General features: G+C 68.2%; 27 protein-coding genes, 1 tRNA gene and 2 pseudogenes. 23 read left to right on the top strand and 7 right to left on the bottom strand.

The window, feature by feature from the left end; translation table 11 throughout:
• Positions 1-94 precede the first annotated feature (94 nt).
• Positions 95-979 carry an alpha/beta hydrolase gene (locus TVNIR_RS16015; RefSeq protein WP_015260123.1) on the top strand — a complete coding sequence of 295 codons (885 nt, stop codon included), beginning with the start codon at positions 95-97 and terminating at the stop codon, positions 977-979.
• A gap of 31 nt (positions 980-1,010) precedes the next feature.
• Here the strand turns inward: TVNIR_RS16015 and TVNIR_RS16010 are convergent, their stop codons facing one another.
• From TVNIR_RS16010 to TVNIR_RS15995, 5 genes and pseudogenes are all read right to left on the bottom strand, one after another.
• Complete coding sequence (locus TVNIR_RS16010) at positions 1,011-2,186, bottom strand: phospholipase D-like domain-containing protein (RefSeq protein ID WP_015260122.1); 1,176 nt, start codon at positions 2,184-2,186, stop codon at positions 1,011-1,013.
• Positions 2,187-2,197: 11 nt separating this feature from the next.
• Positions 2,198-2,827 (bottom strand): annotated as a pseudogene (locus TVNIR_RS21335) (spore maturation protein); the annotation flags it as partial.
• A 104-nt stretch (positions 2,828-2,931) separates the two neighbouring features.
• A pseudogene (locus TVNIR_RS21330) lies at positions 2,932-3,544 on the bottom strand (nucleoside recognition domain-containing protein); the annotation flags it as partial.
• 149 nt (positions 3,545-3,693) lie between these two features.
• The gene (locus TVNIR_RS16000; protein WP_015260120.1) at positions 3,694-4,545 is read right to left on the bottom strand and encodes an SDR family NAD(P)-dependent oxidoreductase; all 852 of its coding nucleotides are present in this window, start codon (positions 4,543-4,545) and stop codon (positions 3,694-3,696) included.
• A gap of 18 nt (positions 4,546-4,563) precedes the next feature.
• A complete protein-coding gene (locus TVNIR_RS15995; RefSeq protein ID WP_015260119.1) occupies positions 4,564-4,941 on the bottom strand; it encodes a DsrE family protein in 378 nt (125 codons plus the stop codon).
• A 136-nt stretch (positions 4,942-5,077) separates the two neighbouring features.
• Here TVNIR_RS15995 and TVNIR_RS15990 point away from each other — a divergent pair, with 136 nt between their 5' ends.
• The 19 genes from TVNIR_RS15990 to msrB all read left to right on the top strand — a co-directional run bounded on the left by TVNIR_RS15990 (position 5,078) and on the right by msrB (position 19,216).
• Positions 5,078-5,368: an FmdB family zinc ribbon protein gene (locus TVNIR_RS15990; RefSeq protein WP_015260117.1), complete on the top strand. Its 291-nt coding sequence runs from the start codon at positions 5,078-5,080 to the stop codon at positions 5,366-5,368.
• Positions 5,369-5,379: 11 nt separating this feature from the next.
• Positions 5,380-6,045 (top strand): DUF502 domain-containing protein, encoded by a 666-nt coding sequence (locus tag TVNIR_RS15985; protein ID WP_015260116.1) that lies wholly within the window; start codon positions 5,380-5,382, stop codon positions 6,043-6,045.
• A gap of 89 nt (positions 6,046-6,134) precedes the next feature.
• Positions 6,135-7,913: an aspartate--tRNA ligase gene (aspS, locus tag TVNIR_RS15980; RefSeq protein ID WP_043739847.1), complete on the top strand. Its 1,779-nt coding sequence runs from the start codon at positions 6,135-6,137 to the stop codon at positions 7,911-7,913.
• Positions 7,914-7,925: 12 nt separating this feature from the next.
• The gene (locus TVNIR_RS15975; protein ID WP_015260113.1) at positions 7,926-8,543 is read left to right on the top strand and encodes an esterase/lipase family protein; all 618 of its coding nucleotides are present in this window, start codon (positions 7,926-7,928) and stop codon (positions 8,541-8,543) included.
• A 94-nt stretch (positions 8,544-8,637) separates the two neighbouring features.
• Entirely contained in the window at positions 8,638-9,378 is a 741-nt protein-coding gene (locus TVNIR_RS15970) for a YebC/PmpR family DNA-binding transcriptional regulator (protein WP_015260112.1), read from the top strand.
• A gap of 4 nt (positions 9,379-9,382) precedes the next feature.
• Positions 9,383-9,898 (top strand): crossover junction endodeoxyribonuclease RuvC, encoded by a 516-nt coding sequence (gene ruvC / locus TVNIR_RS15965; protein ID WP_043739845.1) that lies wholly within the window; start codon positions 9,383-9,385, stop codon positions 9,896-9,898.
• Positions 9,895-10,491, top strand: coding sequence for a Holliday junction branch migration protein RuvA (gene ruvA, locus TVNIR_RS15960; RefSeq protein ID WP_015260110.1), 597 nt, complete (start codon positions 9,895-9,897; stop codon positions 10,489-10,491). Before ruvC ends, ruvA begins: the two co-directional genes overlap by 4 nt.
• A 112-nt stretch (positions 10,492-10,603) precedes the next feature.
• Positions 10,604-11,653 (top strand): Holliday junction branch migration DNA helicase RuvB, encoded by a 1,050-nt coding sequence (gene ruvB, locus TVNIR_RS15955; RefSeq protein WP_043739843.1) that lies wholly within the window; start codon positions 10,604-10,606, stop codon positions 11,651-11,653.
• Complete coding sequence (gene ybgC / locus TVNIR_RS15950; RefSeq protein ID WP_015260108.1) at positions 11,653-12,105, top strand: tol-pal system-associated acyl-CoA thioesterase; 453 nt, start codon at positions 11,653-11,655, stop codon at positions 12,103-12,105. Before ruvB ends, ybgC begins: the two co-directional genes overlap by 1 nt.
• On the top strand, positions 12,102-12,785 hold the full coding sequence (tolQ, locus tag TVNIR_RS15945; protein ID WP_015260107.1) for a protein TolQ: 684 nt from the start codon (positions 12,102-12,104) through the stop codon (positions 12,783-12,785). The genes ybgC and tolQ overlap by 4 nt, the downstream gene beginning before the upstream one ends.
• A gap of 9 nt (positions 12,786-12,794) precedes the next feature.
• A complete protein-coding gene (tolR, locus tag TVNIR_RS15940; RefSeq protein ID WP_015260106.1) occupies positions 12,795-13,250 on the top strand; it encodes a protein TolR in 456 nt (151 codons plus the stop codon).
• An 18-nt stretch (positions 13,251-13,268) separates the two neighbouring features.
• The gene (gene tolA, locus TVNIR_RS15935) at positions 13,269-14,339 is read left to right on the top strand and encodes a cell envelope integrity protein TolA (RefSeq protein WP_015260105.1); all 1,071 of its coding nucleotides are present in this window, start codon (positions 13,269-13,271) and stop codon (positions 14,337-14,339) included.
• 10 nt (positions 14,340-14,349) lie between these two features.
• Entirely contained in the window at positions 14,350-15,639 is a 1,290-nt protein-coding gene (gene tolB / locus TVNIR_RS15930) for a Tol-Pal system beta propeller repeat protein TolB (RefSeq protein WP_015260104.1), read from the top strand.
• Positions 15,640-15,817: 178 nt separating this feature from the next.
• The gene (pal, locus tag TVNIR_RS15925; protein ID WP_015260103.1) at positions 15,818-16,399 is read left to right on the top strand and encodes a peptidoglycan-associated lipoprotein Pal; all 582 of its coding nucleotides are present in this window, start codon (positions 15,818-15,820) and stop codon (positions 16,397-16,399) included.
• 67 nt (positions 16,400-16,466) lie between these two features.
• On the top strand, positions 16,467-17,255 hold the full coding sequence (ybgF, locus tag TVNIR_RS15920; RefSeq protein WP_015260102.1) for a tol-pal system protein YbgF: 789 nt from the start codon (positions 16,467-16,469) through the stop codon (positions 17,253-17,255).
• Positions 17,256-17,265: 10 nt separating this feature from the next.
• The gene (gene queE / locus TVNIR_RS15915) at positions 17,266-17,952 is read left to right on the top strand and encodes a 7-carboxy-7-deazaguanine synthase QueE (RefSeq protein WP_015260101.1); all 687 of its coding nucleotides are present in this window, start codon (positions 17,266-17,268) and stop codon (positions 17,950-17,952) included.
• The gene (gene queC, locus TVNIR_RS15910; protein ID WP_015260100.1) at positions 17,936-18,664 is read left to right on the top strand and encodes a 7-cyano-7-deazaguanine synthase QueC; all 729 of its coding nucleotides are present in this window, start codon (positions 17,936-17,938) and stop codon (positions 18,662-18,664) included. The genes queE and queC overlap by 17 nt, the downstream gene beginning before the upstream one ends.
• Positions 18,665-18,726: 62 nt before the next feature.
• Positions 18,727-18,802: transfer RNA gene (locus tag TVNIR_RS15905), tRNA-Lys, on the top strand.
• 33 nt (positions 18,803-18,835) lie between these two features.
• Positions 18,836-19,216 carry a peptide-methionine (R)-S-oxide reductase gene (msrB, locus tag TVNIR_RS19335; RefSeq protein WP_015260099.1) on the top strand — a complete coding sequence of 127 codons (381 nt, stop codon included), beginning with the start codon at positions 18,836-18,838 and terminating at the stop codon, positions 19,214-19,216.
• Between the two features lie 365 nt (positions 19,217-19,581).
• Here msrB and TVNIR_RS15900 read toward each other — a convergent pair whose 3' ends face one another.
• Positions 19,582-21,183, bottom strand: a complete 1,602-nt coding sequence (locus tag TVNIR_RS15900) for an oleate hydratase (RefSeq protein ID WP_015260098.1) — start codon at positions 21,181-21,183, stop codon at positions 19,582-19,584.
• A gap of 196 nt (positions 21,184-21,379) precedes the next feature.
• The gene (locus TVNIR_RS20065; protein ID WP_211263122.1) at positions 21,380-21,625 is read right to left on the bottom strand and encodes a globin domain-containing protein; all 246 of its coding nucleotides are present in this window, start codon (positions 21,623-21,625) and stop codon (positions 21,380-21,382) included.
• A gap of 393 nt (positions 21,626-22,018) precedes the next feature.
• Here TVNIR_RS20065 and TVNIR_RS15890 point away from each other — a divergent pair, with 393 nt between their 5' ends.
• The 3 genes from TVNIR_RS15890 (at position 22,019) to TVNIR_RS19885 (ending at position 23,771) form a co-directional block, all read left to right on the top strand.
• Positions 22,019-22,447, top strand: a complete 429-nt coding sequence (locus TVNIR_RS15890; protein ID WP_015260097.1) for a hypothetical protein — start codon at positions 22,019-22,021, stop codon at positions 22,445-22,447.
• 240 nt (positions 22,448-22,687) lie between these two features.
• Positions 22,688-23,119: a CBS domain-containing protein gene (locus TVNIR_RS15885; protein WP_015260095.1), complete on the top strand. Its 432-nt coding sequence runs from the start codon at positions 22,688-22,690 to the stop codon at positions 23,117-23,119.
• Between the two features lie 496 nt (positions 23,120-23,615).
• Positions 23,616-23,771 carry a hypothetical protein gene (locus TVNIR_RS19885; RefSeq protein WP_015260094.1) on the top strand — a complete coding sequence of 52 codons (156 nt, stop codon included), beginning with the start codon at positions 23,616-23,618 and terminating at the stop codon, positions 23,769-23,771.
• Positions 23,772-23,786: the final 15 nt, after the last annotated feature.

Here is a 23,786-nt window from a genome sequence, read left to right as displayed (position 1 = left end):
CCGGCCCCGCATCGCGTCTGTGCGCGGGGCGACGGCGTGATGTCCGGGACGGGAGGGCCGCCGACCGTCACCGGAACCCCGGAGGAGGTGAGCGATGGACCGATCCCTGCTGAGCCTGGCACTGATGGGCGCGGTCGCCTACGGGGTGTTCGTCGCGTTCCTGTACGTGACGCAGGAGCGCCTGATCTATTTTCCGGTCGCAGCGCTCGCGACCACGCCCGAGCGCCACGGCCTGGCGTACGAGGACGTGGCGCTGAGCGCGGAGGACGGAGTGCGCCTGCACGGCTGGTTCGTGCCGGCGCCGGAGGCACGCACCACCCTGCTGTTCTTCCACGGCAACGGTGGGAACCTGTCGCACCGAATCGATTCGCTGCGCATCTTTCATGACCTGGGGCTGTCGGTGCTCATTCTCAGCTACCGCGGCTACGGACGCAGCGAGGGTCGGCCGAGCGAGGCTGGAACCCGGCTCGACGCGAATGCAGCCTGGCGTTACCTGCGCGAGGAGCGCGGTGTGCCCGCGTCGGAAATCGTGATATTCGGCCGCTCGCTGGGCGCGGCGGTGGGGGCCGAGCTGGCCGCCCGGGAACCGCCCGGTGCAGTGATCCTGGAGTCGCCGTTCACCAGCGCCGCTGACCTGGGCGCCGAGGTCTATCCCTGGCTGCCGGTGCGCCTGCTGCTCCGCCACGAGTACGACGTGCTCCGCCCGGCGCGGGAGATCACGGCGCCGCTGCTGGTGGTGCACAGCCGCGACGACGAGATCGTGCCATTCGCGCACGGCCGTGCGATCGCGGATGCAACCGGTGCCGACCTGCTGGAACTGCGTGGCGGACACAACGACGCGTTCCTGCGTAGCCGGACGGCCTATGTCGAGGGGCTGAAGGTTTTCCTCGACACGGCGTTTTCGCCAGCAGCACGGGGGCCGCGCGAACGCCCTGTGGAGCGTCGCCTGGTTCGATCCGAGCCGCGCAGGCTGCCATGAGCGCAACGCCGCAGCACGGAACGCGCTCCCGTCAGCCCTGCACGGAGGGCGGATGGCGCAGCGCGCGCCGGTAGCTCCACTGCACCAGCAGGTCGTCGAGGCTGCCCAGCACCCGCTCCAGCAGGCGCAGGCGCAGGCCGCGTTGCTGCCACGCGGCAAAGGTCCATTCCTCGCTGAGCGTGAAGTCGTGCCGGAAGACCGCGGCCAGATCCTCCGCGAACACCGGGCCGGTGACTGCCTGGTTTGCTTCCAGGTTCCAGCGTAGCGTCCAGTGGTCGAGGTTGCTGGAGCCGATGCTTGCCCACTCGTCGCAGAGCACCATTTTCGCGTGCAAGAACCGGGGCTGGTACTCGAAAATGCGCACGCCCGCCTGGAGCAGTGGCCCGTAGAACCGGCGCCCCGCATGCCAGACCGCCGGATGGTCGTTGCATGGACCGGCGAGCAGCAGGCGCACGTCGACCCCGCGACGGACCGCGCGTTTCAGCGCCCTGCGCAGGCGCCGGGTAGGGGCAAAATAGGCGGTCGCGATCCACACGCGGGTGTGGGCCTTGCCGATCTGCGCCAGCACCGCCCGCATCACCGCCTGTCCGCCCGCACGGACGTGGCCCAGAACCTGCCCGTCCGGTATCGTCGCCGCCGGCGACGCGAGTGAGGCGGGGAGCGCAATCGCATCCCGGCTCCACTGTCGCCAGCAATCGGCGAACAGGCTGTGCCAGTCGGCAACGCAGGGTCCCTCCAGCGCCAGCATCACCTCGTGCCAATGCGCCCCTGCGCCCCGGGTCGCCGGGTCGAAGGCATCGGTGATGCCCATGCCGCCGACGAAGGCGAGACGACCGTCGACCAGCAGCAGCTTGCGGTGGTCCCGGAACAGGGCGACACGCCAGCGGACCCATCCCAGCGGGTTGTAGAAGGTCAGCTGTACTCCCGCGGCGCTGAGGTGGGCCCGTTCCGCAGACCCGAGCCCCTGTGTCCCGAAGCCGTCGAGCAGCAGGTGCACGTCCACCCCGCGTCGGGCCGCAGCCGCCAGCGCGTCGATGAAATGCTCGGCGGTGGCCCCGGAGGCGACCAGGTACATCTCGAGCAGCACCTGCTCGCGCGCGGTCTCGATCGCCCCCAGCATCGCCGGGATGAAGGTGCCGCCATCGACGTGCAACTCGTAACGGTGCGGCCCACGGGGCGGAAAGCCGCGGCGCCGCCATGGCCGCATCCGCTGTCGGGTCACAGGAACAGCCAGCCGACGATGAACACTGCCGCCATCACGCCCACCACGTCGGCGGTCAGCGCCGCGGCCAGGGTATGCCGGACCCGGCGCACCTGGATCGCCCCGAAGTACACCGCGAGTACGTAGAACGTGGTTTCGGTCGACCCCTGCAGGGTCGAGACCAGCAGACCGACATGGGTGTCCGGACCGGTGGCCGGATCCTGCATGATGCCGGCCATGATCCCGTAGGCACCGGAGCCCGACAGCGGGCGCAGCAGCGCCATCGGCAGCGCCTCGGGGGGCAGGCCGAGCGGCGTGGTCCAGGGCGCGAGCAGTCCGACGAACACCCCGAGCGCACCGCTCGCGCGCAGCATGCCCACCGCGACCAGGATCGCGACCAGATACGGGATGATGCGCAGCGCGACCTGGAAGCCCTCCTTCGCGCCCTCCACGAACACCTCGTAGATGCGCACCCCCCGCGCGACACCGAACAGCAGGAAGCCGACGATCAGGCCCGGGATGATCCAGGGGGCGATCGTCTGCCCGTACAGGATCGTCAGCGGGATGATGCCGAGTACCCCGAGCAGCACCAGCGCGCTCACCCAGCCCGGATAGCCCTGCGTCGGGACGTCGATCCCCAGCGGTTGCGATTCCTGCTGGGCCGACGCGCCACTGTCGCGGGCTTCGGCTGCCTGGTTTTCCCGGAGCTCCGGCGCGCGAGTATCCGCATCAGAAGGGCCGGCATCCGGCGCGGAAGCCGGTGGCAGAAAGAACCGTTGCAGCACCAGCGCGCTGGTGATCCCGGCGATGGTCGCGAACAGGGTAGCGAACAGCGTGGTCGGCAGGATCGCCGCCGGCTCGGCCGACCCCAGACTGGCCCGCAGCGCGATCACGCCCGTCGGCAGCAGCGTGATGCTGGAGGTGTTGATCGCGAGGAACAGCGCCATCGCGTTGGTTGCGGTGCCGGGGTGCGGGTTCAGCTTGTTCAGTTCCTGCATCGCGCGGATGCCGAAGGGCGTCGCCGCGTTGCCGAGTCCGAGAATGTTGGCCGAGAAGTTCAGGATCATCGCGCCCATTGCCGGGTGCTCCGGCGGCACGCTCGGGAACAGGCGGGTCATCAACGGGCGCAGCAGTCGCGCCAGTACCGTCAGCAGTCCGCCGGCCTCGGCGATCTTCATCAGTCCCAGGAACAGGGCCATCACGCCGACCAGCCCGATCGCGAGTTCCACCGCACTGCCCGCCGAACTGATCGCGGCCTGCGACAGCTCCTGCATCGGTTGACTGTCGGCGTCGATCTCGGTCAGTTCACGCCAGGCGGCGGCGAGAAAGGCGGCGAGGATCAGGACCAGGAAGATGAGGTTCATCGGCGCGGGCGACTCCGTGCGGTGGGGTTCTCAGCGGTTGTCCGAACGCGGTTTCCGGTTCTCCTGCCGCGTGCCGGGCCTTGTTCTCTCTTCTGTTCCGGGAGAGGAGCGTGCCCCCTCGCCCACTCGCAAGAGAGGGAGCATGGCCGTCAGCGGTTTTCCCCCCGGGACACCATGCGCATCACGGTGTCCATGACCCGGGTCGGCAGCAGCCATCTCAGGGTCGCGAACAGGTGGGTCGGCACGGTCACCCGGTAGCGGGTCTTCGGCCGACGCGCCTCGAGCGCATGCACGACCGCCTTCAGCACGGCCTCCGGCCCCAGCGTGAACGGGGCTTCCCGCTCCGCGTGTGCGAGGCGGCGTTCCATGCGTTCGTAGGTTTCGCGCCAGTGGCTCTCGCGCGGGCGGATGAAGCGCCGGTAGGCGAGAAAAGCGTTGGCGCGGAAGCGGCTGCGGATCGGGCCGGGTTCGACCAGCGCCACGTGAATGCCGCTGCCGTGCAGTTCCTGGCGCAGCACGTCGCTGAGGCCCTCCAGCGCGAATTTGGAACATACGTAGGCCCCGCGCATGCGCAGTCCGACCAGACCCAGCACCGAGCTGTTCTGGATGATGCGGCCGGCGCCCCGCCTGCGCATCGCCGGGATCACCGCGTTGGTCAGCTCGAGCCAGCCGAGCACGTTGGTCTCGAGCTGGGCCCGCAGTGCGGGGCGGGACAGGTCCTCGACCGCGCCAGGCTGCCCGTAACCGGCGTTGTTGAACAGCGCGTACAGTTCGCCGCGGGTTCGCGCGAGCACCTCGTGCACCGCACTGCGGATGCTCGCCGAGTCGTCCAGGTCCAGCCGCAGGGCTTCAAGACCCTGGCTTTTCAGACGTGCGACCGCCTCGCTGCTGCGCGCAGTCGCAAAGACCCGGTACCCGCGCTCGTGCAGGGCCAGTGCCACGTGCTCTCCGATACCGGAGGAGCAGCCGGTCACGAGTACGGTGCGGGCACGGTTGGTCATGTCAAACGGTCGGTCATGTCAGTAGGTCAGGGTCACCACGTGGTCCTCGATCACCTCGCCGATGAATGTGCCGCCGCCGTGCACGCCATCGAGTTGCGGGATCGCATTGTCCAGGGTCAGGCCGTGTTCTTCCATGGCTCCGGCACAGGCGAAAAACCGGCAACCCGCCTCATGCGCATCCTGCATGAAGCTGTAGACCGATTTCTCATGTGCCGTGCCCGGGTGAATGGTCTCGGCAACGCCCCGGATCAGCAGTTTCGCGCTGTCGCCGGCGAAGTACATCTCCACCTCCAGATCCATCACCGCGGCGACCGTGGCCTGGAAAAACGGTGCGCCGAGGGTGGTCGGGCGTTCGAGATTCAGGTTCAGCAGCATGATCACGATCTTGTCCGCCATGGATTCGTTCCAATTCTTCTCCACCGTTGCGCCGGCCTGGTGTGTCCCGCGCCGATTGTCGCAGGGGGGGTACTTTATTTCACAGGATTCAGTCGCATAATACGCGCATCCCTGTTCAACATCCGGAGTTCGAAACATGCCGATTTACGAATACGAGTGCAGTGCCTGTGGCGACCGTACTGAGGTCATCCAGAAGCTGAGCGACCCCGTGCTGACCGACTGCCCGGCCTGCGGGACGAGTGCCCTGAACAAGCTGGTGTCGGCCGCCGGGTTCCGCCTGTCCGGTGGTGGCTGGTACGAGACCGACTTCAAGAAGGACAAGCGCCGCAACCTGAAGGAGGATGCGACCAGGACCGATTCCGGCCCCGCCGGGGGGTGCGGTGCGCCGGCCTGCGGCTCCGGATCCTGCGCAGCCCCGCCGGCATGAGTGCCTGACCGGTGCTGAGCCACCTGCGTCGCTACCTGATCGCGGGACTGCTGGTCTGGGTCCCGCTGATCGTGACCGGGTTGATCATCAAGTTCCTGGTCGACGCGCTCGATTTCACCATCCTGCTGCTGCCCGCGAGCTGGCGCCCGGAGGCGATTCTTGGTTTCAGCGTGCCGGGCACCGGGGTGGTGGTCGCGATCGTGATCGTGTTCGCGACCGGTGTGGTTGCGGCAAACATCGTCGGGCGGAAGCTGGTCGAACTGGGCGAGGCGATCGTGGATCGGATCCCGTTGGTCCGGTCGATCTACAGTGCGGTGAAACAGGTGATGCGCACCGTGTTCGACGACGGCGGCCAGTCGTTCCGGCGCGTGCTGCTGGTCGAGTATCCGCGCAAGGGGCTGTGGACGCTCGGATTCCAGACCGGCGTCGGCGTCGGCGAGGTGCAGGCGCGGACCGAGCGCGACGTGCTGACCGTGTTCGTCCCGACCACGCCGAATCCGACCTCCGGGTTCGTGATCATGGTCCCGCGCGAGGATGCGGTCGAACTCGACATGTCGGTCGAGGACGGTCTGAAATTCGTGATGTCGCTGGGGGTCGTGGTGCCGGAGTGGCCGCCGTTGGCGAAGGGCGGCGTGAAGGCCGGCGCGAAGCTTGCGCCGGGGATGACCAAACCGTAACATCCCAGCCCCTTTTTGCGCGGGCGGCGGTGCCGCCCGCCGACCCATCAACCGGGCGGAACCCGCCTTTCTGGCTTGGAACTGGCGCAATGCGGACTCATTTCTGTGGACTCGTCACCGAGGCGCAACTGGACTCGGAAGTCACCCTTTGCGGGTGGGTCAACCGCCGGCGCGATCATGGCGGGGTGATTTTCATCGACCTGCGCGATCACGAGGGGGTGGTCCAGGTCGTGTTCGATCCGGACCGGGCCGAGATGTTCGCGCGTGCCGAGCAGGTGCGCAGCGAATACGTGCTGCGCGTGACCGGCCGCGTGCGCCGGCGTCCGGAAGGCACGACCAACCCCGAGCTGAACACCGGTGCGGTGGAAGTCCTGGGCCTCGACCTGGAAGTACTGAATGCCGCGCGCACCCCGCCGTTCCCGCTCGACGACGAGGACGTCGGTGAGGAGACCCGGCTGCGTTACCGCTACATCGACCTGCGCCGGCCGGTGATGCAGGAACGCCTGCGCCTGCGCGCACGGGTGACCCGCAGCCTGCGCCGCTTTCTCGACGATACCGGCTTCGTCGACATCGAGACTCCCATGCTGACCAAGGCGACCCCCGAGGGGGCCCGCGATTACCTGGTGCCCAGCCGCACCCACCCCGGTCACTTTTTCGCGCTGCCGCAGTCGCCGCAGTTGTTCAAGCAGCTGCTGATGATCGGGGGCATGGACCGTTACTACCAGATTACCCGCTGCTTCCGCGACGAGGATCTGCGCGCCGACCGCCAGCCGGAATTCACCCAGCTCGACATCGAGATGGCTTTCGTCGACGAAGCCGACGTGATGGCGCTGAACGAGCGCCTGATCCGCACGATGTTCCGCGACGTGCTCGGCGTGGAGTTGCCCGACCCGTTCCCGCGCATGACCCATGCCGAGGCGATGGCCCGGTTCGGCTCCGACCGGCCCGATCTGCGCATTCCGCTGGAATTCACCGATCTGACCGAGCGCATGCGCGACGTCGAGTTCAAGGTCTTCAACGCCCCGGCGAACGATCCGGAAGGCCGCGTCGCGGCGCTGCGCCTGCCGGGCGGCGGTACGTTGTCGCGCAAGGAGATCGACGACTACACCCGGTTCGTGGGGCGCTTCGGTGCCCGCGGGCTTGCGTATATCAAGGTCAACCGGGTCGCGGACGGCGTCGCCGGGCTGCAGTCGCCGATCCTGAAGTTCCTCCCTGACGAGGTGGCCCTGGAGATCCTCGAGCGCACCGGGGCCGAGGACGGCGACCTGATCTTCTTCGGTGCCGACAAGGCGAACGTCGTCAACGAGAGCCTGGGAGCGCTGCGGGTACAGCTGGGGCATGATCGCGGGCTGGTCGCGGAGGGCTGGGCCCCGCTGTGGGTGATCGATTTCCCGATGTTCGAGTGGGACGCAAAGGAAGGACGCTTCTATGCGCTGCACCACCCGTTCACCGCGCCCGCGGTACCGGACGCCGAGGTACTGCGCGCGGACCCGCGGGCGGCGCTGTCGCGGGCCTACGACATGGTGCTGAACGGTACCGAGGTCGGTGGCGGTTCGATCCGTATCCACCGCCCGGAGATGCAGCGCGCCGCGTTCGACCTGCTCGGGATCGGCGAGGCCGAGGCGGCGGAAAAGTTCGGCTTCCTGCTCGACGCCCTGACCCAGGGCGCGCCCCCGCACGGGGGTATCGCGTTCGGGCTGGACCGGCTGGTGATGCTGATGGCCGGCGCCGGCAGCATTCGTGACGTGATGGCCTTCCCGAAGACCCAGAGCGCCGCCTGTCCGCTGACCGACGCGCCGGCTCCGGTCGGTGACGTGCAGCTGCGCGAACTCGGGATCCGCCTGCGCGCCCAACCGCCCGCTTCCTGATTCCGGCGCCCGATGCGGGCCAGTGTCGTCACCATCCACGGCTGGCACCTGACCGGTGTCGAGATGTGGCCGCTGCGCCGGCGACTGCAGCGGCACGGGTTCGAAGTCCACGCGTTCCGCTATCGTTCGCGCCGCGAAACCCCCGAGCAGGCGGCGCGCTGCCTGAGGGTCTTCCTGGAGCGGATTCCGGGCGAGGTAATCCATCTGGTCGCGCATAGCCTGGGCGGCATGGTCGTGCGCCACCTGTTCGCGCTTGCCCCGGTACAGCGCCCCGGGCGCATCGTGATGCTCGGGGCGCCGCTGGCGGGCAGCCGCAGCGCGGCGCGCATGGCCGGCACGCGGGCCGGGCGCTGGTGGCTCGGGGCGGCGCTGGACCGCGGCCTGGTGGGCGGCAGCCCGGCGCTGCAGGGCCGCAGGATCGGCATGATCGCGGGCAACCGCGGGCTTGGCGTCGGCAGCCTGCTGCCCGGGACGCTGCCCCGCCCCAACGACGGCACGGTCGCGGTCGACGAGACCTACGGGCCGGAGGTGGTCCACCATCTCGAAGTGCCCTACGGGCATTTCCGCCTGCTGCTGGCGGGCCCGGTCGCGGATGCGGTGGTCCGGTTCCTGGAGCAGGGCGAATTCTGAGCCGCGGGGGCGACGGGCGGCCAGGACCGGCGGCAGCGGGTACACTGGCGCGGAACATTCTTCAGCTTTTTCATTCAACGACACGGGACGCACGATGGCCGGTCACAGCAAATGGGCGAACATCCAGCACCGCAAGAACGCCCAGGATGCCAAGCGGGGCAAGCTCTTCACCAAACTGATCCGCGAGATCACCGTCGCGGCACGGGCTGGGGGTGCGGACCCCGCGTCGAACCCGCGCCTGCGCCTGGCGACCGACAAGGCGCTGGCCGCGAACATGACCCGCGACACCATCGATCGCGCAGTCAAGCGCGGCGCTGGCGCGATGGAGGGCGACGCCTACGAGGAGGTGCGCTACGAGGGCTATGGCCCGGGTGGCGCCGCGATCCTGGTCGACTGCATGACCGACAACCGCAACCGGACCGTGGCCGATGTGCGGCACGCGTTCACCAAGACCGGCGGTAACCTGGGCACCGACGGCTCGGTCGCCTACCTGTTCGAGAAGAAGGGCGTGATCGAGTATCCGGCGGGCACCGACGACGAGAAGGTGATGGAAGCCGCGCTCGAAGGCGGTGCCGAGGACGTGCAGGTGGACGACGACGGCGCGATCGAGGTGCTGACCGGCCCCGAGGACTTCGAGCCGGTACTCGCGGCGCTGCGCGAGCACGGGGTGGAACCCGAGAACGCCGAGGTCACGATGCGCGCGGGAACCCTGGCCCCGCTCGACGAGGAAACCGCGCAGTCGGTACTGAAGCTGCTGAACATGCTCGACGATCTCGACGATGTCCAGAACGTCTACACCAACGCCGACTTTCCCGAATCCGTGACCGGCGCCTGATCCGATGCGCGTGCTGGGCATCGATCCGGGGTCCCGGGTGACCGGGTTTGCGGTGGTGGAGACGCACGGTGGCGCGCTGTATCCGGTCGGATTCGGCGTGATCCGGCCGGCTGCCGGCGAGATGGCCGCGCGGCTGGCGGAGATCTTCGCCGGGGTGGCGCGGGTGGTGGCCGAACTGCGGCCCGAGGCGCTCGCGATCGAATCGGTGTTCCTGGCACGCAATGCACAGTCCGCATTGAAGCTTGGGCAGGCGCGCGGTGCCGCGATCTGCGCGGCGGCCCAGGCGGGTCTGCCCGTGTTCGAATACGCGCCCCGGGCGGTGAAACTCGCCGTGGTTGGCAGCGGACGCGCGGACAAGACGCAGGTCCAGCACATGATGCGCCAGATCCTGCGCATCGAAGAGCCGCTGGCCGCGGATGCGGCGGATGCGCTGGCTGTGGCTGTCTGCCACTCGCACACCGAGCAGACCCGCGGCTACTCGAGCCGGCGCCTGGCCGCCGCGCAGGACGCTGCGCGATGATCGCCCAGCTCGAGGGCGTGCTGCGGGTGCGCGACCTGCAGGGCGTGGTGCTCGATGTGGGAGGAGTCGGCTACGACGTCGAGGTGCCGCTGTCGACGCTGGCCAGCCTGCCGGAAGTGGGAAACCGGGTCATCCTGTTCACCCACCTGATCGTGCGCGAGGATGCCCACAGCCTGTTCGGATTCCTGAAGGCGCGTGACCGCGATCTGTTCCGGCGGCTGATCCGGGTCAACGGAATCGGCGCGCGGCTGGCGCTGGCGATGCTCTCGACGATGGGTGCGGACGAGCTGGCGGGGCACATCACCGGGGGGCATACGGCCGCGCTGACCCGCATCCCCGGCATCGGCAAGCGCACGGCCGAGCGGGTCGTGCTGGAACTCGGCGAGCGGCTGGCGGATCTCGGCTTCGGGCCGGAAACCGGTGTGGCGGCCGGCGCGCCGGCTCCGGGGATCGAGCGCGAAGCGGCGGCGGCGCTGGAGGCGCTGGGATACCGATCGGCGGATGTCGAGCGCATGCTGGCGGCGGTCCGAGGCCAGGCGGAGACCACCGAGGCCCTAGTGCGGCTCGCGCTGCGTGCGACGCTGCGGTCCTGAACGCAAGCGCGGGTACGGTGCGATCCGGCAGTCGGGCGGTGGGTCGCAGGGCGGGTATCTATTGACCCGGGTTCGGGTGTAAACCGCGATCCCTTGAGGTCATACTGTGACGATGGAATCGCGTCTGGTCGACATGCACCGCCTTCCGGAGGATCGGGGAAGCGAGGTTTCGCTGCGTCCGCAGCGGCTGGCCGAGTTCACCGGCCAGCCGCGCGTGCTCGAGCAGATGGACCTGTTCATCCGCGCCGCGCGCGGCCGTGGTGATGCGCTGGATCATACGCTGATCGCCGGCCCCCCGGGGCTGGGCAAGACCACGCTGGCGCACATCGTCGCCCACGAACTCGGCGTCGGGCTGCGCCAGACATCGGGTCCGGTACTGGAGCGGGCCGGGGATCTGGCCGCGATCCTGACGGCGCTGGAGCCCCGCGACGTGCTGTTTGTCGATGAGATTCATCGACTGCCAGCGGTGGTCGAGGAGGTGCTGTACCCCGCGTTGGAGGACTTCCAGCTCGACATCATGATCGGCGAGGGTCCGGCGGCTCGCTCGATCAAGCTCGACCTGCCGCCGTTCACGCTGGTCGGTGCGACGACCCGCGCGGGCCTGTTGACCGCACCTTTGCGCGACCGGTTCGGCATCGTCCAGCGGCTGGAGCATTACAATGTGCAGGATCTGGCGGGGATCGTGCGCCGGGCGGCCTCGCTGCTCGAGGTTGGCATCGATGATGACGGCGCGATCGAGATCGCGCGCCGCGCGCGCGGGACGCCGCGCCTGGCCAACCGCCTGCTGCGCCGGGTCCGCGATTACGCGCAGGTGCGCGCCGACGGGCACATCTCCGGTCCGGTGTCGGGCGAGGCGCTCGATCTGCTGGCGATCGACGCCGCCGGGCTTGATGCGCAGGACCGGCGGCTGCTGGAGATCCTGGTGGAGAAATTCGACGGTGGTCCGGTGGGAGTCGACAGTCTGTCCACCGCGCTGAACGAGGACCGGGGAACACTGGAGGATGTCGTGGAACCGTTCCTGATCCAGCAGGGCTACCTGATGCGTACGCCGCGCGGGCGGCAGGCGACCCGGCAGACCTTTCTGCTGCTGGGGCTGCCCGATCGGGTGTCGGCCCGGCCGGACCTGTTCGGCTTTCCCGGTGCGCCGGGAGGCGAGGGCTGATGGTGAAACCTCTGCCGCCGGCGGCCGTTGGGCGCGGTGCCGCGTTCGTCTGGCCGGTCCGAGTGTATTACGAGGACACCGATGCCGGCGGCGTGGTGTACTACGCGAACTACCTGAAGTTCATGGAGCGCGCGCGCACCGAGTGGCTGCGCGGGCGCGGATTCGAGCAGGATCGCCTGCGGGACGACAGCGGGATCCTGTTCGTGGTGCGCTCGGTGGGCCTCGAACTGCGGCGACCCGCGCGTTTCAACGACGCCCTGTCCGTGAGCTGCCGGCCCGTGGCCCTGGGCCGCGCGAGCCTGGACGTGGGACAGGTGGTTTGGCGCGATGCGATGGAACTGGTCCGGGCGTCGGTCCGCCTGGCCTGCGTGGATGCCGAGCGCTTCGTGCCGGTGGCCATCCCCGCCCCCGTCCGGGCGGCGGTTGAATCGGATTTAGGAGACGAACTGTGAGCGTGGACCTCTCCCTATACCGGCTGATCATGGATGCCAGCCTGATCGTGCAATTGGTCATGGTGATCCTGGTGGTGGCTTCGGTGCTGTCATGGCTGGCGATCCTGGTCAAGGCCCGCACGATCAAGCTGGCGCACCGGGCGGCCGACGATTTCGAGGAACGGTTCTGGTCCGGGGTGGATCTGGCCCACCTCTACGACGGGGTCCGCCGCAAGACCGACATGTCCGGGATGGAGCACGTTTTTTCCTCGGGGTTCAAGGAGTTCCTGCGGGTGCGCCAGCATCCGCCCCACGTCGTCGATGCCACGCACCGCTCGATGCGGGTCGCGATCGCACGCGAAAGCGAGGATCTGGAACGCTATCTGCAGTTTCTCGCGACGGTCGGTTCCACCAGCCCCTACATCGGGTTGTTCGGGACCGTCTGGGGCATCATGCACGCATTCCTGGGGCTCTCGGGAGTGCAGCAGGCGACGCTGGCGATGGTCGCCCCGGGGATCGCCGAGGCGCTGATCGCGACCGCGCTCGGGCTGTTCGCGGCGATTCCGGCGGTGATCGCCTACAACCGGTTCGCGACCGACGTGGACCGGGTGATCGGTCGTTTCGAGAACTTCAGCGACGAGTTCGTGGCCTTGCTCGCCCGCCAGACCGCCGGGCGCGGGGCCGCGGACGCGCGGGAATAGGGTTCCGTCATGGCGGAAATGTCACGCCACAACGGGCGCCGGCTGCGGCGGCCGATGTCCCAGATCAACGTCGTGCCGTTCATCGACGTGATGCTGGTGCTGCTGATCATCTTCATGATCACCGCGCCGATGCTCCAGCAGGGGGTAGAGGTGGATCTGCCCGAGGCCGAGGCGCAGGCGCTGGAGACCGATCAGCGCGCGGCCGAGCCGATCGTGGTCACGGTCACCGCGGCCGGCGCGCTGAGCGTGAACCAGGGGCCGCTGGCCAACGAACCGTTGGCTGGTCCGCAACTGGTCGAACTCGTCACCGATCTGCTGGTCGCAAACCCGGGGATTCAGACCTACGTGCGCGGGGACCGTCATGTCGACTACGGCCGCGTAATGGACGCGATGGTCGCGCTGCAGCGCGCTGGCGCGGGTCGGGTCGGGCTGCTGACCGAACCGCCCCCCAGGGAAGTCGACTGACGCCTCCGTGAGCATGCCGTGTTCAGCCTGATTCGACAGCACTTCGGCCAGCTGCTGCTGGTGCTCCTGCTGCACGCGGTGTTGTTCGCAGCGCTGTTGCTGAACGTTTCGTTCCTGCAGCCATCGGCGTCGTCCGCGCTGCGTTTTTCCCCGGATCCGGCCGAGGTGATCGAAGCAGTCGCGATGGACGTTGAAACCTTCGAACGCATCGAGCGCGAGATCCGCACGGCCGAACAGGAACGGATCGCCGCCGAACTGCAGGCAGAGGAAGAAGCCCGCCGCGAGGCGGAACGCCTGCGCCAGGAGGAACTGCGGCGCCAGCGGGAGGAACAGGAGCGGCGCGAGGCCGAGGAGCGGGCCCGGCAGGAGGCGCTGCGTGCCGCCGAGGAGGCGCGCGAGGAAGCCCGGCGCGTCGCCGAGGAGGCCCAGCGGGAGGCCCAGCGCGTCGCCGAAGAGGCTCGGCGTATGGCCGAGGCCGAACGCGCACGCATCGAACAGGAGCGGCGCGAAGCCGAGGCCGAGCGCGCCCGTGCCGAGCAGGAACGCCGTGCGGCGGAGGAAGCGCGCCGCGCCGCCGAGGAGGCGCGCCGGGCCGAGGAGGCCGAGCGCCGGGAGCGGGAGGCCGCGGCTCAGCGGGAACGCGAGGCCGCGGAGCGGCGCCGGGCCGAGGAAGAGGCGCGCCGCCGCGAGGCCCAGGCGCGCGAACTGGAGGAACAGCGGCGGCGCGAGCAGATGGAACAGGAGCGCCAGCGTCTGGCAGCGGCACGCGCACAGCGCGAGGCCGCCGACCGGCGCGCTCAGCAGGATGCGCTGCGTGATGCCTACATTGCCGACGTCCAGGGTACGGTGGAACGCCGCTGGCGACGGCCTGAAGGCCTGCGCAGCGGTGACGAAGCCTTCGTGCTGGTGCGCGTGAATCCCGACACCGGGCGTATCCTGAGCTTTCAGGTCCAGAGCTGTTCCGGGGCGCCGGCTTTCTGCGAGTCCGTGCGCCAGACCATGGAACGCTTGCAGTCCCTTCCCCGTCCACCGGACGCTGCTGTCGTCCAGGGCGGAATCCGAATCCGTTTTGCGCCCGATCAGGGCTAGGTGACGAACGATGAAACGAAGAGGTCTTCAGATCTGGTTTCTGGGTGTGCTGATGCTGGTGGCCGGTCAGGCCGCGGCCGTGCTGGAGGTCACGGTCACCGAAGGCGTGACCGGGGCTATCCCGGTGGCGGTGGCGCCTTTCGCCTGGGACGGGGTCGGCAGCCCACCGGAGGATGTCGCGCAGATCGTCGGTGCCAATCTCGCGCGCAGCGGCCTGTTCGAGGTGCTGCCGCGCCAGGCGTTGCCCGCGGCCCCGGAGAGTCCGGACGGTTTCCTGGCCGAGAGCTGGGCCGCGGTGGGGGCCGAATACCTGGTGATCGGCCGCAAGCGACCCGAGCAGGGGCAGATTCTGATCGAGTTCCACGTGTTCGACGTACTCGCGAACCAGCGCCTCGGCGGCTTCCGAATCCCGGTGCCGCCGGACATGATGCGCCGCGGTGCGCACCGTGTCTCGGATATCGTCTACGAGGAGATCACGGGCGACAAGGGAGCCTTCAGCGCGCGGATTGCGTATGTCGGTGTCGCCGGTGAAGGGGATCAGCGGCGGTTCACGCTGGAAGTGGCGGATTCCGACGGTGCCAACCCGCGCACGCTGTTCCGTTCCAGCGAGCCGCTGATGTCGCCAGACTGGTCGCCGGACGGCCGGGACTTGGTGTATGTCTCGTTCGAGAACCGCCGTTCGGAGGTGTTTCGGCAGAATGTCGAGACCGGCGCCCGCGAGCGGATCGCGGCGTTCAAGGGTATCAACAGCGCGCCGGTGTGGTCCCCCGACGGCCGGCGCATCGCGCTGACTCTGTCGCGCGAGGGCACCGCCAATATCTACGTACTGGAACTCGCCAGCGGTGAACTGACCCCGGTGGTGCGGTCGAACGCGATCGACACCGAGCCGGCCTGGTCTCCGGACGGAGATTCGCTGTATTTCACTTCTGACCGTGCAGGTTCGCCCCAGGTCTACCAGGTACGGCTCCCGGGCGGCACTCCCCAGCGTCTGACCTTCGAGGCCACCTCGGCAGGTGCACCCACCGTGTCGCCGGACGGCAAGTCCGTGGTGTACGTTCACGCCGGCGACGGCGGCCTGCGGCTCGCGCGGCTGGACCTCGATTCGCGCCGGGTCACGCTGCTCACTCGGGGACGCTACGACAAGTCACCGAGTTTCGCACCGAATGGCAGCATGGTGATCTACTCCACCACGGATCGCGGCCGCGGCATCCTCGGGTCTGTGAGCCGGGATGGCCAGGTCCACCAGCGTCTGGCAGCCCGTTCGGGCGAGGTGCGCGAACCGGCCTGGTCACCGTTGTAGCCACTGCACGCCGGATGCCATCCGTGGCGGGCTGCGTTGCCACTGAAAAGCGCGATTCCGGGTCGCGCAGACCTTGCGTTTGCATTGCCGGTTCGCTTCCGACGAGTGCAGGAGTCGCCTGGGCGGCACGCGGACAATGCGCATGTTCCAACCTGATCCACCCATTGAGGAAAGCAAGATGAATGCACCGTTTCGTTGGGTTCTGGTACTGCTGATGGCCAGCGTGCTCGCCGCCTGTGCTCAGCCCAAGCGCGAGATGACCGATGCCGAGCGTGCGGCAGCCGAAGCGGCGGCGGCTGCGGCTGCTGCCGAGGCCGAGGCTGCCGCAGCCGAGGAGCGCGCGCGCAGGGAGGCGGAAGCTGCGGGGATCGGAGTCGACCGCGACCTGCGGGCCGATCCGCTCGACGATCCCCGGAGTCCGCTCGCGGAGCGCCTGGTCTATTTCGATTTCGATCGTGATACCGTACGCCCGGAGTTCATCCCGATGCTCGAGGCACATGCTCGCTACCTGTCGCAGCATTCCGGCGCGCGCCTGCGTCTGGAGGGACATACCGACGAGCGGGGAACCCGTGAGTACAACCTGGCGCTGGGTGAGCGGCGGGCCCAGGCGGTGCGCCGGATCATGACCCTAAACGGTGCTCGCGATTCCCAGCTGGACGTGATCAGCTACGGCGAGGAGATGCCCGTGGCCTTCACCCAGACAGAGGAGTCCTGGGCCAAGAACCGGCGCGTGGAACTTGTTTACGAGGTGCGCCGCTGAGCCTGGCCATGGTCCGGGCCGGCGCGGTGCGCGGCCCGAACCACGCCTGAAGTGGAGGAACCCATCGATGACTGGCCATACGGATGCGACCGTAAACCGCTGGACCCGGGGCCCCGTGACGGGGTTGCTGGGGCTCGCGATCGTATTTGCCTGGACCCCAGCCGGGGCACAGTCCGGCTCGCCCGTGGTCACGCAGCACCAGCTGCAGATGGTCGAGACGCGACTGGATCGGGTTGAACGCCTGCTTGACTCGGGCGTGCTGACGGAGATGCTGCAGAACACCGATGCGCTGCAGGCGGAGCTGCGCCAGCTGCGCGGGCAGGTCGAACGCCTGCAGCACGAGGTCCGCAGCCTGCGCGCCGGGCAGCGCGCCGAGATCCGTGCATTGGAGGAGCGCCTGGGCCTGCTTGAAGGCGACCGGACGGCGCCGGAGCCAGAGCCGCCCGAGCCCGAGGTGATCGACACGCTGCCGGATGCGGACGAGCAGGGGGCCTACCAGGCAGCCTTCGACCAGTTGATGTCCGGTGATTATCCGGAGGCGATCCTGCAGCTCGAGCGTTTCATGGAACGCTATCCGGACGGCGTCTACTCCGCCAACGCGCTGTACTGGCTTGGAGAGGCCAAGTACGCAAGCCAGGATTACGAGGGCGCGCTGGTCGATTTCCAGGCCGTGCGTGACCGCTTTCCCGACAGCGACAAGGCCAGCGACGCACTGCTGAAGATCGGTTACTCCCATTTCGAGCTGGGGCATGCCGACCCGGCGCGCGAGGCGTTGAACCGGGTGGTGTCGGAGTATCCGGGCACGACGCTCTCGCGCCTGGCGCAGGATCGGCTGCGGCGCCTGGAGGGTCGGTGATGGGCCGATGATGCAGACGTTGGCCGTGCCCGACCGGGCACGGGCGGATTCCACGGCGGTGCGGCTGCGGATTACCGAGACCTTCCTGTCGCTGCAGGGCGAGGCCGCACAGGTGGGCTGGCCCACGGTGTTCGTGCGCCTGACGGGGTGTCCGCTGCGCTGCCGCTGGTGCGACACCACCTACAGTTTCACCGGCGGCCAGATGCTCAGGCTGGACGGGATCCTGGACACGGTGGCGGGTTTCGCGGTCCGCCACGTTTGCGTGACCGGTGGCGAACCGCTTGCCCAGCCGGGCTGTCTCGCCTTGCTCGAGGCGCTCTGCGAGCGCGGATTCGCAGTATCGCTTGAGACCAGTGGTGCGCTGGACCTCCGGGAAGTCGACCCGCGGGTGCGCATCGTGATGGATCTGAAGGCCCCGGCATCCGGAGAAAGCGCCCGTAACCGACTGGATAACCTCGCGCTGCTCCGCCCGGGTGACCAGATCAAATTCGTGCTTGCCGATCGTGCGGACTTCGATTGGGCCCTGGACCTGCTGGCGCGTCGCCCGCGGCCGGACGGGGTCGAGGTGCTGTTCTCGCCGGTGTACGGCGAACTGGAACCGCAGCGGCTCGCCGAATGGATCCTGGAGGCGCGCGCCCCGGTGCGTTTCCAACTGCAACTGCACAAGCTGCTCTGGGGCGATGTCGCCGGCCGCTGACCGGTTCCCGGGCGACGCGGCAGAGCCCGGCCGTGCCGCGGTGGTGCTGCTTTCCGGTGGCCTCGACTCCGCGACTTGCCTTGCGCTGGCGCGCGCTGCCGGGTATGCCTGCCACGCGCTGAGTGTCGACTACGGCCAGCGCCACCGCGCCGAACTGAAAGCCGCGCGCCGGGTCGCGGCTTCCCTCGGTGCGGTCAGCCACCGAGTGATCCGGATCGACCTCGGGGCGATTGGCGGTTCGGCACTCACGGATCCCTCGATCCCCGTGCCGGAGGCTCCGACCCAGGGCATCCCCGCGACCTATGTGCCTGCACGCAACACCACGCTGCTGTCGCTGTCGCTGGGACTGGCCGAGGCGCTCGAGCTGCGCGAGATCTTTATCGGTGTCAACGCGGTCGACTATTCCGGGTATCCTGACTGCCGGCCCGAGTTCATCGCGGCCTTCGAGGATCTGGCCAACCTCGCGACGCGCGCCGGGGTCGAGGGTCGCCGTTTCCGGATCCGCGCGCCGCTGCTGACGATGACCAAGGCCGAGATCATCGGCGTCGGCACCGCCTGCCGCCTGGACTATTCGCTGACCGTCAGCTGCTACCAGGCCGACGCGGATGGCAGGGCCTGCGGTGTCTGCGACAGCTGCCGCATCCGCCGAGCCGGATTTGACGCTGCCGGTCTGCCGGACCCCACCCGCTACCGAACCGATGCCCCTGCCTGAACCCAAGCGGCGGGCACAGCTTGCGTTTTGTGCCCCAGCCCGTACACTAGGCGCCCTCGCCCGGGCCGTTAGCTCAGCTGGTAGAGCAGTGGACTTTTAATCCATTGGTCGTAGGTTCGAATCCTACACGGCCCACCAAATCTCAACAGCCGCCGGTACTGGCGCGACCTGTTGCCGCCGGGCCGCTACCGTATTCTGTTCGAAGGGACCACGGAACCGCCGTGGAGCAGCCCCCTGGACGGAGAGAGGCGCGACGGCACGTATGTCTGCGCGGCCTGCTTCCTTCCGCTTTTCGCCAGCGCCAACAAGTGCGCCAGCGGCACCGGCTGGCCCAGCTTTACCCGCCCGCTACCCGGAAGAGTCGGCACCAAGGCCGACTACAAGCTGATTTGGCCGCGCACCGAGTACCACTGCATCCGCTGTGGTGGCCACGAGGGCCATGTGTTCGACGATGGACCGCCGCCGACAGGACAGCGCTGGTGCAACAACGGGTTGGCACGGGAGATCGTCCCCGAGGGGGAAGAGCTTCCGGCGCTGAGGGGTGGATCCTGACCGCATCGCTGCGTGGAGCTTTAACCGTTCGCGGACCGGAGCCGGTTGCGGCCCTGCGGCCTTCCCCGCGTGCGGGACCCGATCCGCGTCGGATCGAGCCTACGAGTTATCTGCGGAGCACGCACCGGCACAACGGATGTTCGTGGTGTCCCGGAACCCGCAGGCGTGATTCCGGGTGGATGTTCAGGCCAGCTTCGACTTGTGCCCTGATCCTGCCGCTCTGCTCATCTAGACCCCGTCCGGACGTCTGCGCAGACCCGCCCGTTTAGTCGGGTGACCGCGAGTGGGTAATCATCCGCGGTCACCCGGTCACCCGGTCACCCGGTCACCCGGTCACCCGGTCACCCGGTCACCCGGTCACCCGGTCACCCGCCGCGGAGCAGGGTGCGGGCGGCGCGCATCAGCACGGCGGGGTCATGGTCGGTTCGGCGCACGGGTGGCGGCGCGCGCCCGCTGCCCGTGAGCGCATGCACTGCGGTCCAGGCCGAACGTACCGAGTATTCGACGGTGAACACGACATCGTCCGGCAACTCGCAGTATTGGCCGAGCACCGCGAAGTTGCGCGCTCCCTCGGGGATCACCGATGGACGGTCGCCTGGGGAGCGCGGCATGAACTGGCTGGTGATGTACGGCATCATGCAGGGAATCACCCGCGCGCCGCCCAGGAGAGACTCGGCTTTCTCGCCCAGGTGGAGATGGCCAGCCAGCTCCCTGAGGATTTCGTCGCCGCTGCACTGGGTCATGGCCTTGCCGGTGAAATTGCCTCGGCGCTGCGGATGAAGTCCGTAGCCCCAGAACACCCAGGCGTCTTCCGGCTGATCGCGGAAATGGGGCTGGCGGAACAGCACGACCGAGAGCAGCCACTGAGAATCGGTGAAGGTGACCAGCCCGCCGGTCCCGGCCTCGTTTCCGGTGAATCTCTGCATGTGTTCGAAAAAGGCGGGGCTGCGCAACGTCACCGAGAACGACTCCCACTTCGTGCGTTCGATGTCGTTGGCGAACGTGCCGGGCCGGCCGAACACGGGGTCAAGCGCGGCAAGGCGGTGCCAGAGTTGCCAGGCGGGTCCACCCGGTGTCGGTTCGGACGGCGGTGCATCGTTCGAGCCCAGCATGGCCCCCTCGGTCATCGAGCCCAAGGTAAGGAATACCCGGTCGTGCCCGGAGACTTCCAGCACCTGTTCGACGCCTTCTCGGTGCAGGTGCAGCGCGGTTACGCGAAGCTCGCCATGCTCACGCGCCAGCCGTGCATCCATGACCTTCGTGCCGGTCTCGAAGTGCACGCCCTGGCCCTGCAGCCAGCGCTGGATCGGCAGGATCAGCGCGTCGTACTGGTTGTAGCGTGTCCGCAGAATCCCCTCCAGGCGCCGGAATCCCGGAAGCAGATGCACGAAGCGCCGGAAATACCGGCGCAGCTCGATTGCGCTATGCCAGCTCTGGAACGCGAACGTGGTGCTCCACATGAACCAGAAATCGCTGGTGAAGAAGGAAGGTGCGAAGCAATCCGCGACGCTGCGGTTGGCGAGGGACGCTTCCGGCTGGGTCATCAGCCGTGCCATGTCGCGCAGGTCGCGTGCATCCAGCCCGAAGCGCAGCGGTTCCACCTTGCTGCCAGCGCGAACCAGCCGGCAGTTCGACGAATTCGATACCTCGTGGTTGAAGCGGTCGATCTCGTCCTTGAGGGTCAGACCTTCGCTGTCGATTGAGGGAACCGAGGCCAGCAGATCGAACGTGCAAGCGAAGTGCTGCTCGAACATGCGGCCGCCGCGGACCAGGTAGCCGGGGTCCGGCGTTCCGGAACCGTCGAGGCTGCCCCCCAGGCTTTGCCCCTGCTCGAAGATCCGGATCAGCTGGCCGGGCACGCCGGCATCTCGTATCAGCAGGATCGCGGCAGCGAGCGACGCGATGCCGCCCCCGACCAGGTAGTGCATGGCCGGGACGTCGTTCGGGGGCAACGATTCGGCGCTCATGTGCTTGCTGTCTTCGTGGTGGTGGGCAAGGGGTGCGGCGGTGTGGTTGCCGCCCTGAGCGACCGGACCGGTTGTCCGTGGCGGTTCAGGGTTGGTTGCGCACGTGGTCGGCGAGCCCAGCGCGCGTCTGGGATACCGCCTCGGGCAGCCGGCTGTTCGTCGGTTGCTCGTCCAGCGCCTGGCTCATGCACGGCATTTACTGGTTCCACGCCCCGACTTCGGTGGGGAACCGCAGGTGGCGCAGGCCTGGCATCGGGTGGCCGTATTCCTGCATGCGGGGCGGCAGGTCGCCCGGCCAGCCGGAGACGCACTTGAACAGCTCGTCCCGCGAACCGGAGAGATCCCGGGCGTGTAAGGTGCGGATTTCGAAGGCCTCGGGGAGGGGATCGATCAGATCGTAGCGACGGTCGTTGGGGACGCGCACGACGGTCTCGCCGTCCATCGCACCGGAAGGGACTTGCCGACGGGGGTTGTTCGGGCATGTATGGGCTCTCGGATAGCGTTCGTGCCGGGTTTTCATCACCAGTGTAGCGGTTGGAGTCGGGTCAGGGTGCCGCCACTTCAGTACCCGGGCGGCAACAGCCGCATCGTTTCGCCGGAACCCACGGTCCGCACGCCCATGCGTTGGCCGATGCCGCCACGGCAGGTGGCGTTGTTCGCCTTTTGCGCCCGCGCCCTTCATGGTTGGGGGTAGCCGCTTCTGCGCTGATCGTGAGCGAGGTGTCCGCTGGCCGTAGACCACTTCACCCCAGCAACAAACCGGCGGCGCGAGCCGCGGCCCAGCGGCGCCGCTCGCCCGCCCGGATGACGACCGGGCAGGTCGGGAGGAATGTCGATGGAGTTTTTTTCGACCGCGCATGTCAGGGTCGATGCCGAGGCATTGCAGCGCGAGTTGACGATCGAGCGGCTGCCGCAATGGTGTGCATCGGTGGATACGGTGCTTGAATCGATCGGAGACCACGGGCGCATCTATTGCGTCTGGGGCGAGTTCGCGGTGCACCGGGAGGCGATACGCGGTGGGGTGCGTTTCACCCTGCCCGGGTGCCCCAACGCGCTGGCCTGGACCGTCACCACGGATCTGCCGCCGGACCGCGCCACAGTGGTCATTCATTGCACGATCAACCGGCGTGAGCACGACCCGGACTTCGTCGAGACTATCGAGGCGTTCGTGGAAGACTGGCACCTCGGCCTCGAGGCGGGATTGCCGGATCCCACGGGGTTGGCGCAAGACCGAGGCATCGCCCCCAACGTCCCCCGGGGCTGAAATCGGGTTGAGTGGACGATTCACCCCGCCGCTGTTCCGGCAGGGCATCGTCGAGTACTCCGCTCGACGCAGGAATCCTTTTCCCCGTGCGAGCGACAGATGGCGCCGGCGGTGGCGGCTTCGACCGTCTGCAGTACGGTATGACCAGAATCCCCGGGCAGCGGCAGTTGTGAGGCAAATCAACACCCGCCCGCGCGACTGCGCGAAGATGGACGCAAGATCGGAGGAGGGGCCGAAATCATGCTCGACATCAGCGATATCATGACTCCCAGGCAGAACCTCGTGGTCGTCCACCCCGATGCAACCGTGGATGACGTCCGCCGCATCATGGCGGAGCACAGGATCCGTCACGTGCCGGTGCTCGATGCCTCCGGTGACCTGCTGGGGCTGGTTGCGCAAACCGACGTGCTGCTCGCCGGCAGCGATGGGCCACGCCACGTGCACGAGGTGATGGTGCATGACCTCGATACGGTGGATGAGCGCAGCAACGTCCGCCATGCCGCGCTGCTGATGCTTCGGCGCAAGCGCAGCTGCCTGCCGGTGACTCGTGAAGGGGAACTGCGCGGTCTGGTGACCGACGCCGACTTCCTCGGGGTGGCGATCACGCTGATGGAGCAGCTCGAGGCCGTCGAACCCGAAGCCGACGAGGGCGATACTCCCAACGAGCGGTGACGCGGTAGGCGCGACGGTCCGCCTGACGACCCGCGCGCTGCCGCGTGCAGGCCGGCTGTGCTGTTTCTGGCCGGCCGGCAACCGGGGGCCCGCCGACCCCAAGAACACGAGGGACTGCACCGTACTCAGCATCGGTGGTCACATCGCCCCCTCGGCGGTTCGGTGGCCATGTCCTCACCAGCGCAGCCGTCGAGACGCCGGTTTCACCGATTTCAGCGCCGGCGTTGACGGGGGCCAATCCCGCAGGCCGGAATCGTTGCCGGCCAGCGGTGCTGGGGGGTGAGCGCCTCCCGTGTTGTATGCGCGGTGTTGCTCTGACACACACTGTTACAAATTCGCACTTGCGCGAAATGTGCGAGCAACAGATGCCCCGTATCGTTGACGCTGTATGGGGTGTCCCTGGCGCAAGCGCACCGCCCGGTCTCGGGCTCTGCCGGCGCGGGTCAAGCATCACGTGCATCGATAGGTACGAATACCAGTTACAGGAGAAGTCATCATGCACCTCGACACTTTTACCCTGATGGGCATCGTTGCGGCCGTCGCCATCTCCGCCTTCGTCGTGCGCCTGATCGCGCGCGAGGCGGATGGTGCCCGCGGTCGGGCCGACTACAGCGACCACGTGAACGACGACAACGCCGTTGTGCGCCCGTGAACCGTCCGTGAACCC

The sequence above is a fragment of the Thioalkalivibrio nitratireducens DSM 14787 genome (genome assembly GCF_000321415.2).
Classification (GTDB): Bacteria; Pseudomonadota; Gammaproteobacteria; order Ectothiorhodospirales; family Ectothiorhodospiraceae; genus Thioalkalivibrio; species Thioalkalivibrio nitratireducens.
Note: the sequence above shows the minus strand (reverse complement) of the source record. Positions and strands in the feature narration are given on the sequence as shown.

Excerpts from the sequence above, each read along its gene's own strand:
- TVNIR_RS16015 (WP_015260123.1), top strand. The coding sequence starts at position 95 with ATGGACCGATCCCTGCTGAGCCTGGCACTGATGGGCGCGGTCGCCTAC.
- TVNIR_RS16010 (WP_015260122.1), bottom strand. The coding sequence starts at position 2,186 with ATGCGGCCATGGCGGCGCCGCGGCTTTCCGCCCCGTGGGCCGCACCGT.
- TVNIR_RS16000 (WP_015260120.1), bottom strand. The coding sequence starts at position 4,545 with ATGACCAACCGTGCCCGCACCGTACTCGTGACCGGCTGCTCCTCCGGT.
- TVNIR_RS15995 (WP_015260119.1), bottom strand. The coding sequence starts at position 4,941 with ATGGCGGACAAGATCGTGATCATGCTGCTGAACCTGAATCTCGAACGC.
- TVNIR_RS15990 (WP_015260117.1), top strand. The coding sequence starts at position 5,078 with ATGCCGATTTACGAATACGAGTGCAGTGCCTGTGGCGACCGTACTGAG.
- aspS (WP_043739847.1), top strand. The coding sequence starts at position 6,135 with ATGCGGACTCATTTCTGTGGACTCGTCACCGAGGCGCAACTGGACTCG.
- TVNIR_RS15975 (WP_015260113.1), top strand. The coding sequence starts at position 7,926 with ATGCGGGCCAGTGTCGTCACCATCCACGGCTGGCACCTGACCGGTGTC.
- TVNIR_RS15970 (WP_015260112.1), top strand. The coding sequence starts at position 8,638 with ATGGCCGGTCACAGCAAATGGGCGAACATCCAGCACCGCAAGAACGCC.
- ruvC (WP_043739845.1), top strand. The coding sequence starts at position 9,383 with ATGCGCGTGCTGGGCATCGATCCGGGGTCCCGGGTGACCGGGTTTGCG.
- ruvA (WP_015260110.1), top strand. The coding sequence starts at position 9,895 with ATGATCGCCCAGCTCGAGGGCGTGCTGCGGGTGCGCGACCTGCAGGGC.
- ruvB (WP_043739843.1), top strand. The coding sequence starts at position 10,604 with ATGGAATCGCGTCTGGTCGACATGCACCGCCTTCCGGAGGATCGGGGA.
- ybgC (WP_015260108.1), top strand. The coding sequence starts at position 11,653 with ATGGTGAAACCTCTGCCGCCGGCGGCCGTTGGGCGCGGTGCCGCGTTC.
- tolR (WP_015260106.1), top strand. The coding sequence starts at position 12,795 with ATGGCGGAAATGTCACGCCACAACGGGCGCCGGCTGCGGCGGCCGATG.
- tolB (WP_015260104.1), top strand. The coding sequence starts at position 14,350 with ATGAAACGAAGAGGTCTTCAGATCTGGTTTCTGGGTGTGCTGATGCTG.
- pal (WP_015260103.1), top strand. The coding sequence starts at position 15,818 with ATGAATGCACCGTTTCGTTGGGTTCTGGTACTGCTGATGGCCAGCGTG.
- ybgF (WP_015260102.1), top strand. The coding sequence starts at position 16,467 with ATGACTGGCCATACGGATGCGACCGTAAACCGCTGGACCCGGGGCCCC.
- queE (WP_015260101.1), top strand. The coding sequence starts at position 17,266 with ATGCAGACGTTGGCCGTGCCCGACCGGGCACGGGCGGATTCCACGGCG.
- queC (WP_015260100.1), top strand. The coding sequence starts at position 17,936 with ATGTCGCCGGCCGCTGACCGGTTCCCGGGCGACGCGGCAGAGCCCGGC.
- TVNIR_RS15900 (WP_015260098.1), bottom strand. The coding sequence starts at position 21,183 with ATGAGCGCCGAATCGTTGCCCCCGAACGACGTCCCGGCCATGCACTAC.
- TVNIR_RS20065 (WP_211263122.1), bottom strand. The coding sequence starts at position 21,625 with ATGGACGGCGAGACCGTCGTGCGCGTCCCCAACGACCGTCGCTACGAT.
- TVNIR_RS15890 (WP_015260097.1), top strand. The coding sequence starts at position 22,019 with ATGGAGTTTTTTTCGACCGCGCATGTCAGGGTCGATGCCGAGGCATTG.
- TVNIR_RS15885 (WP_015260095.1), top strand. The coding sequence starts at position 22,688 with ATGCTCGACATCAGCGATATCATGACTCCCAGGCAGAACCTCGTGGTC.
- TVNIR_RS19885 (WP_015260094.1), top strand. The coding sequence starts at position 23,616 with ATGCACCTCGACACTTTTACCCTGATGGGCATCGTTGCGGCCGTCGCC.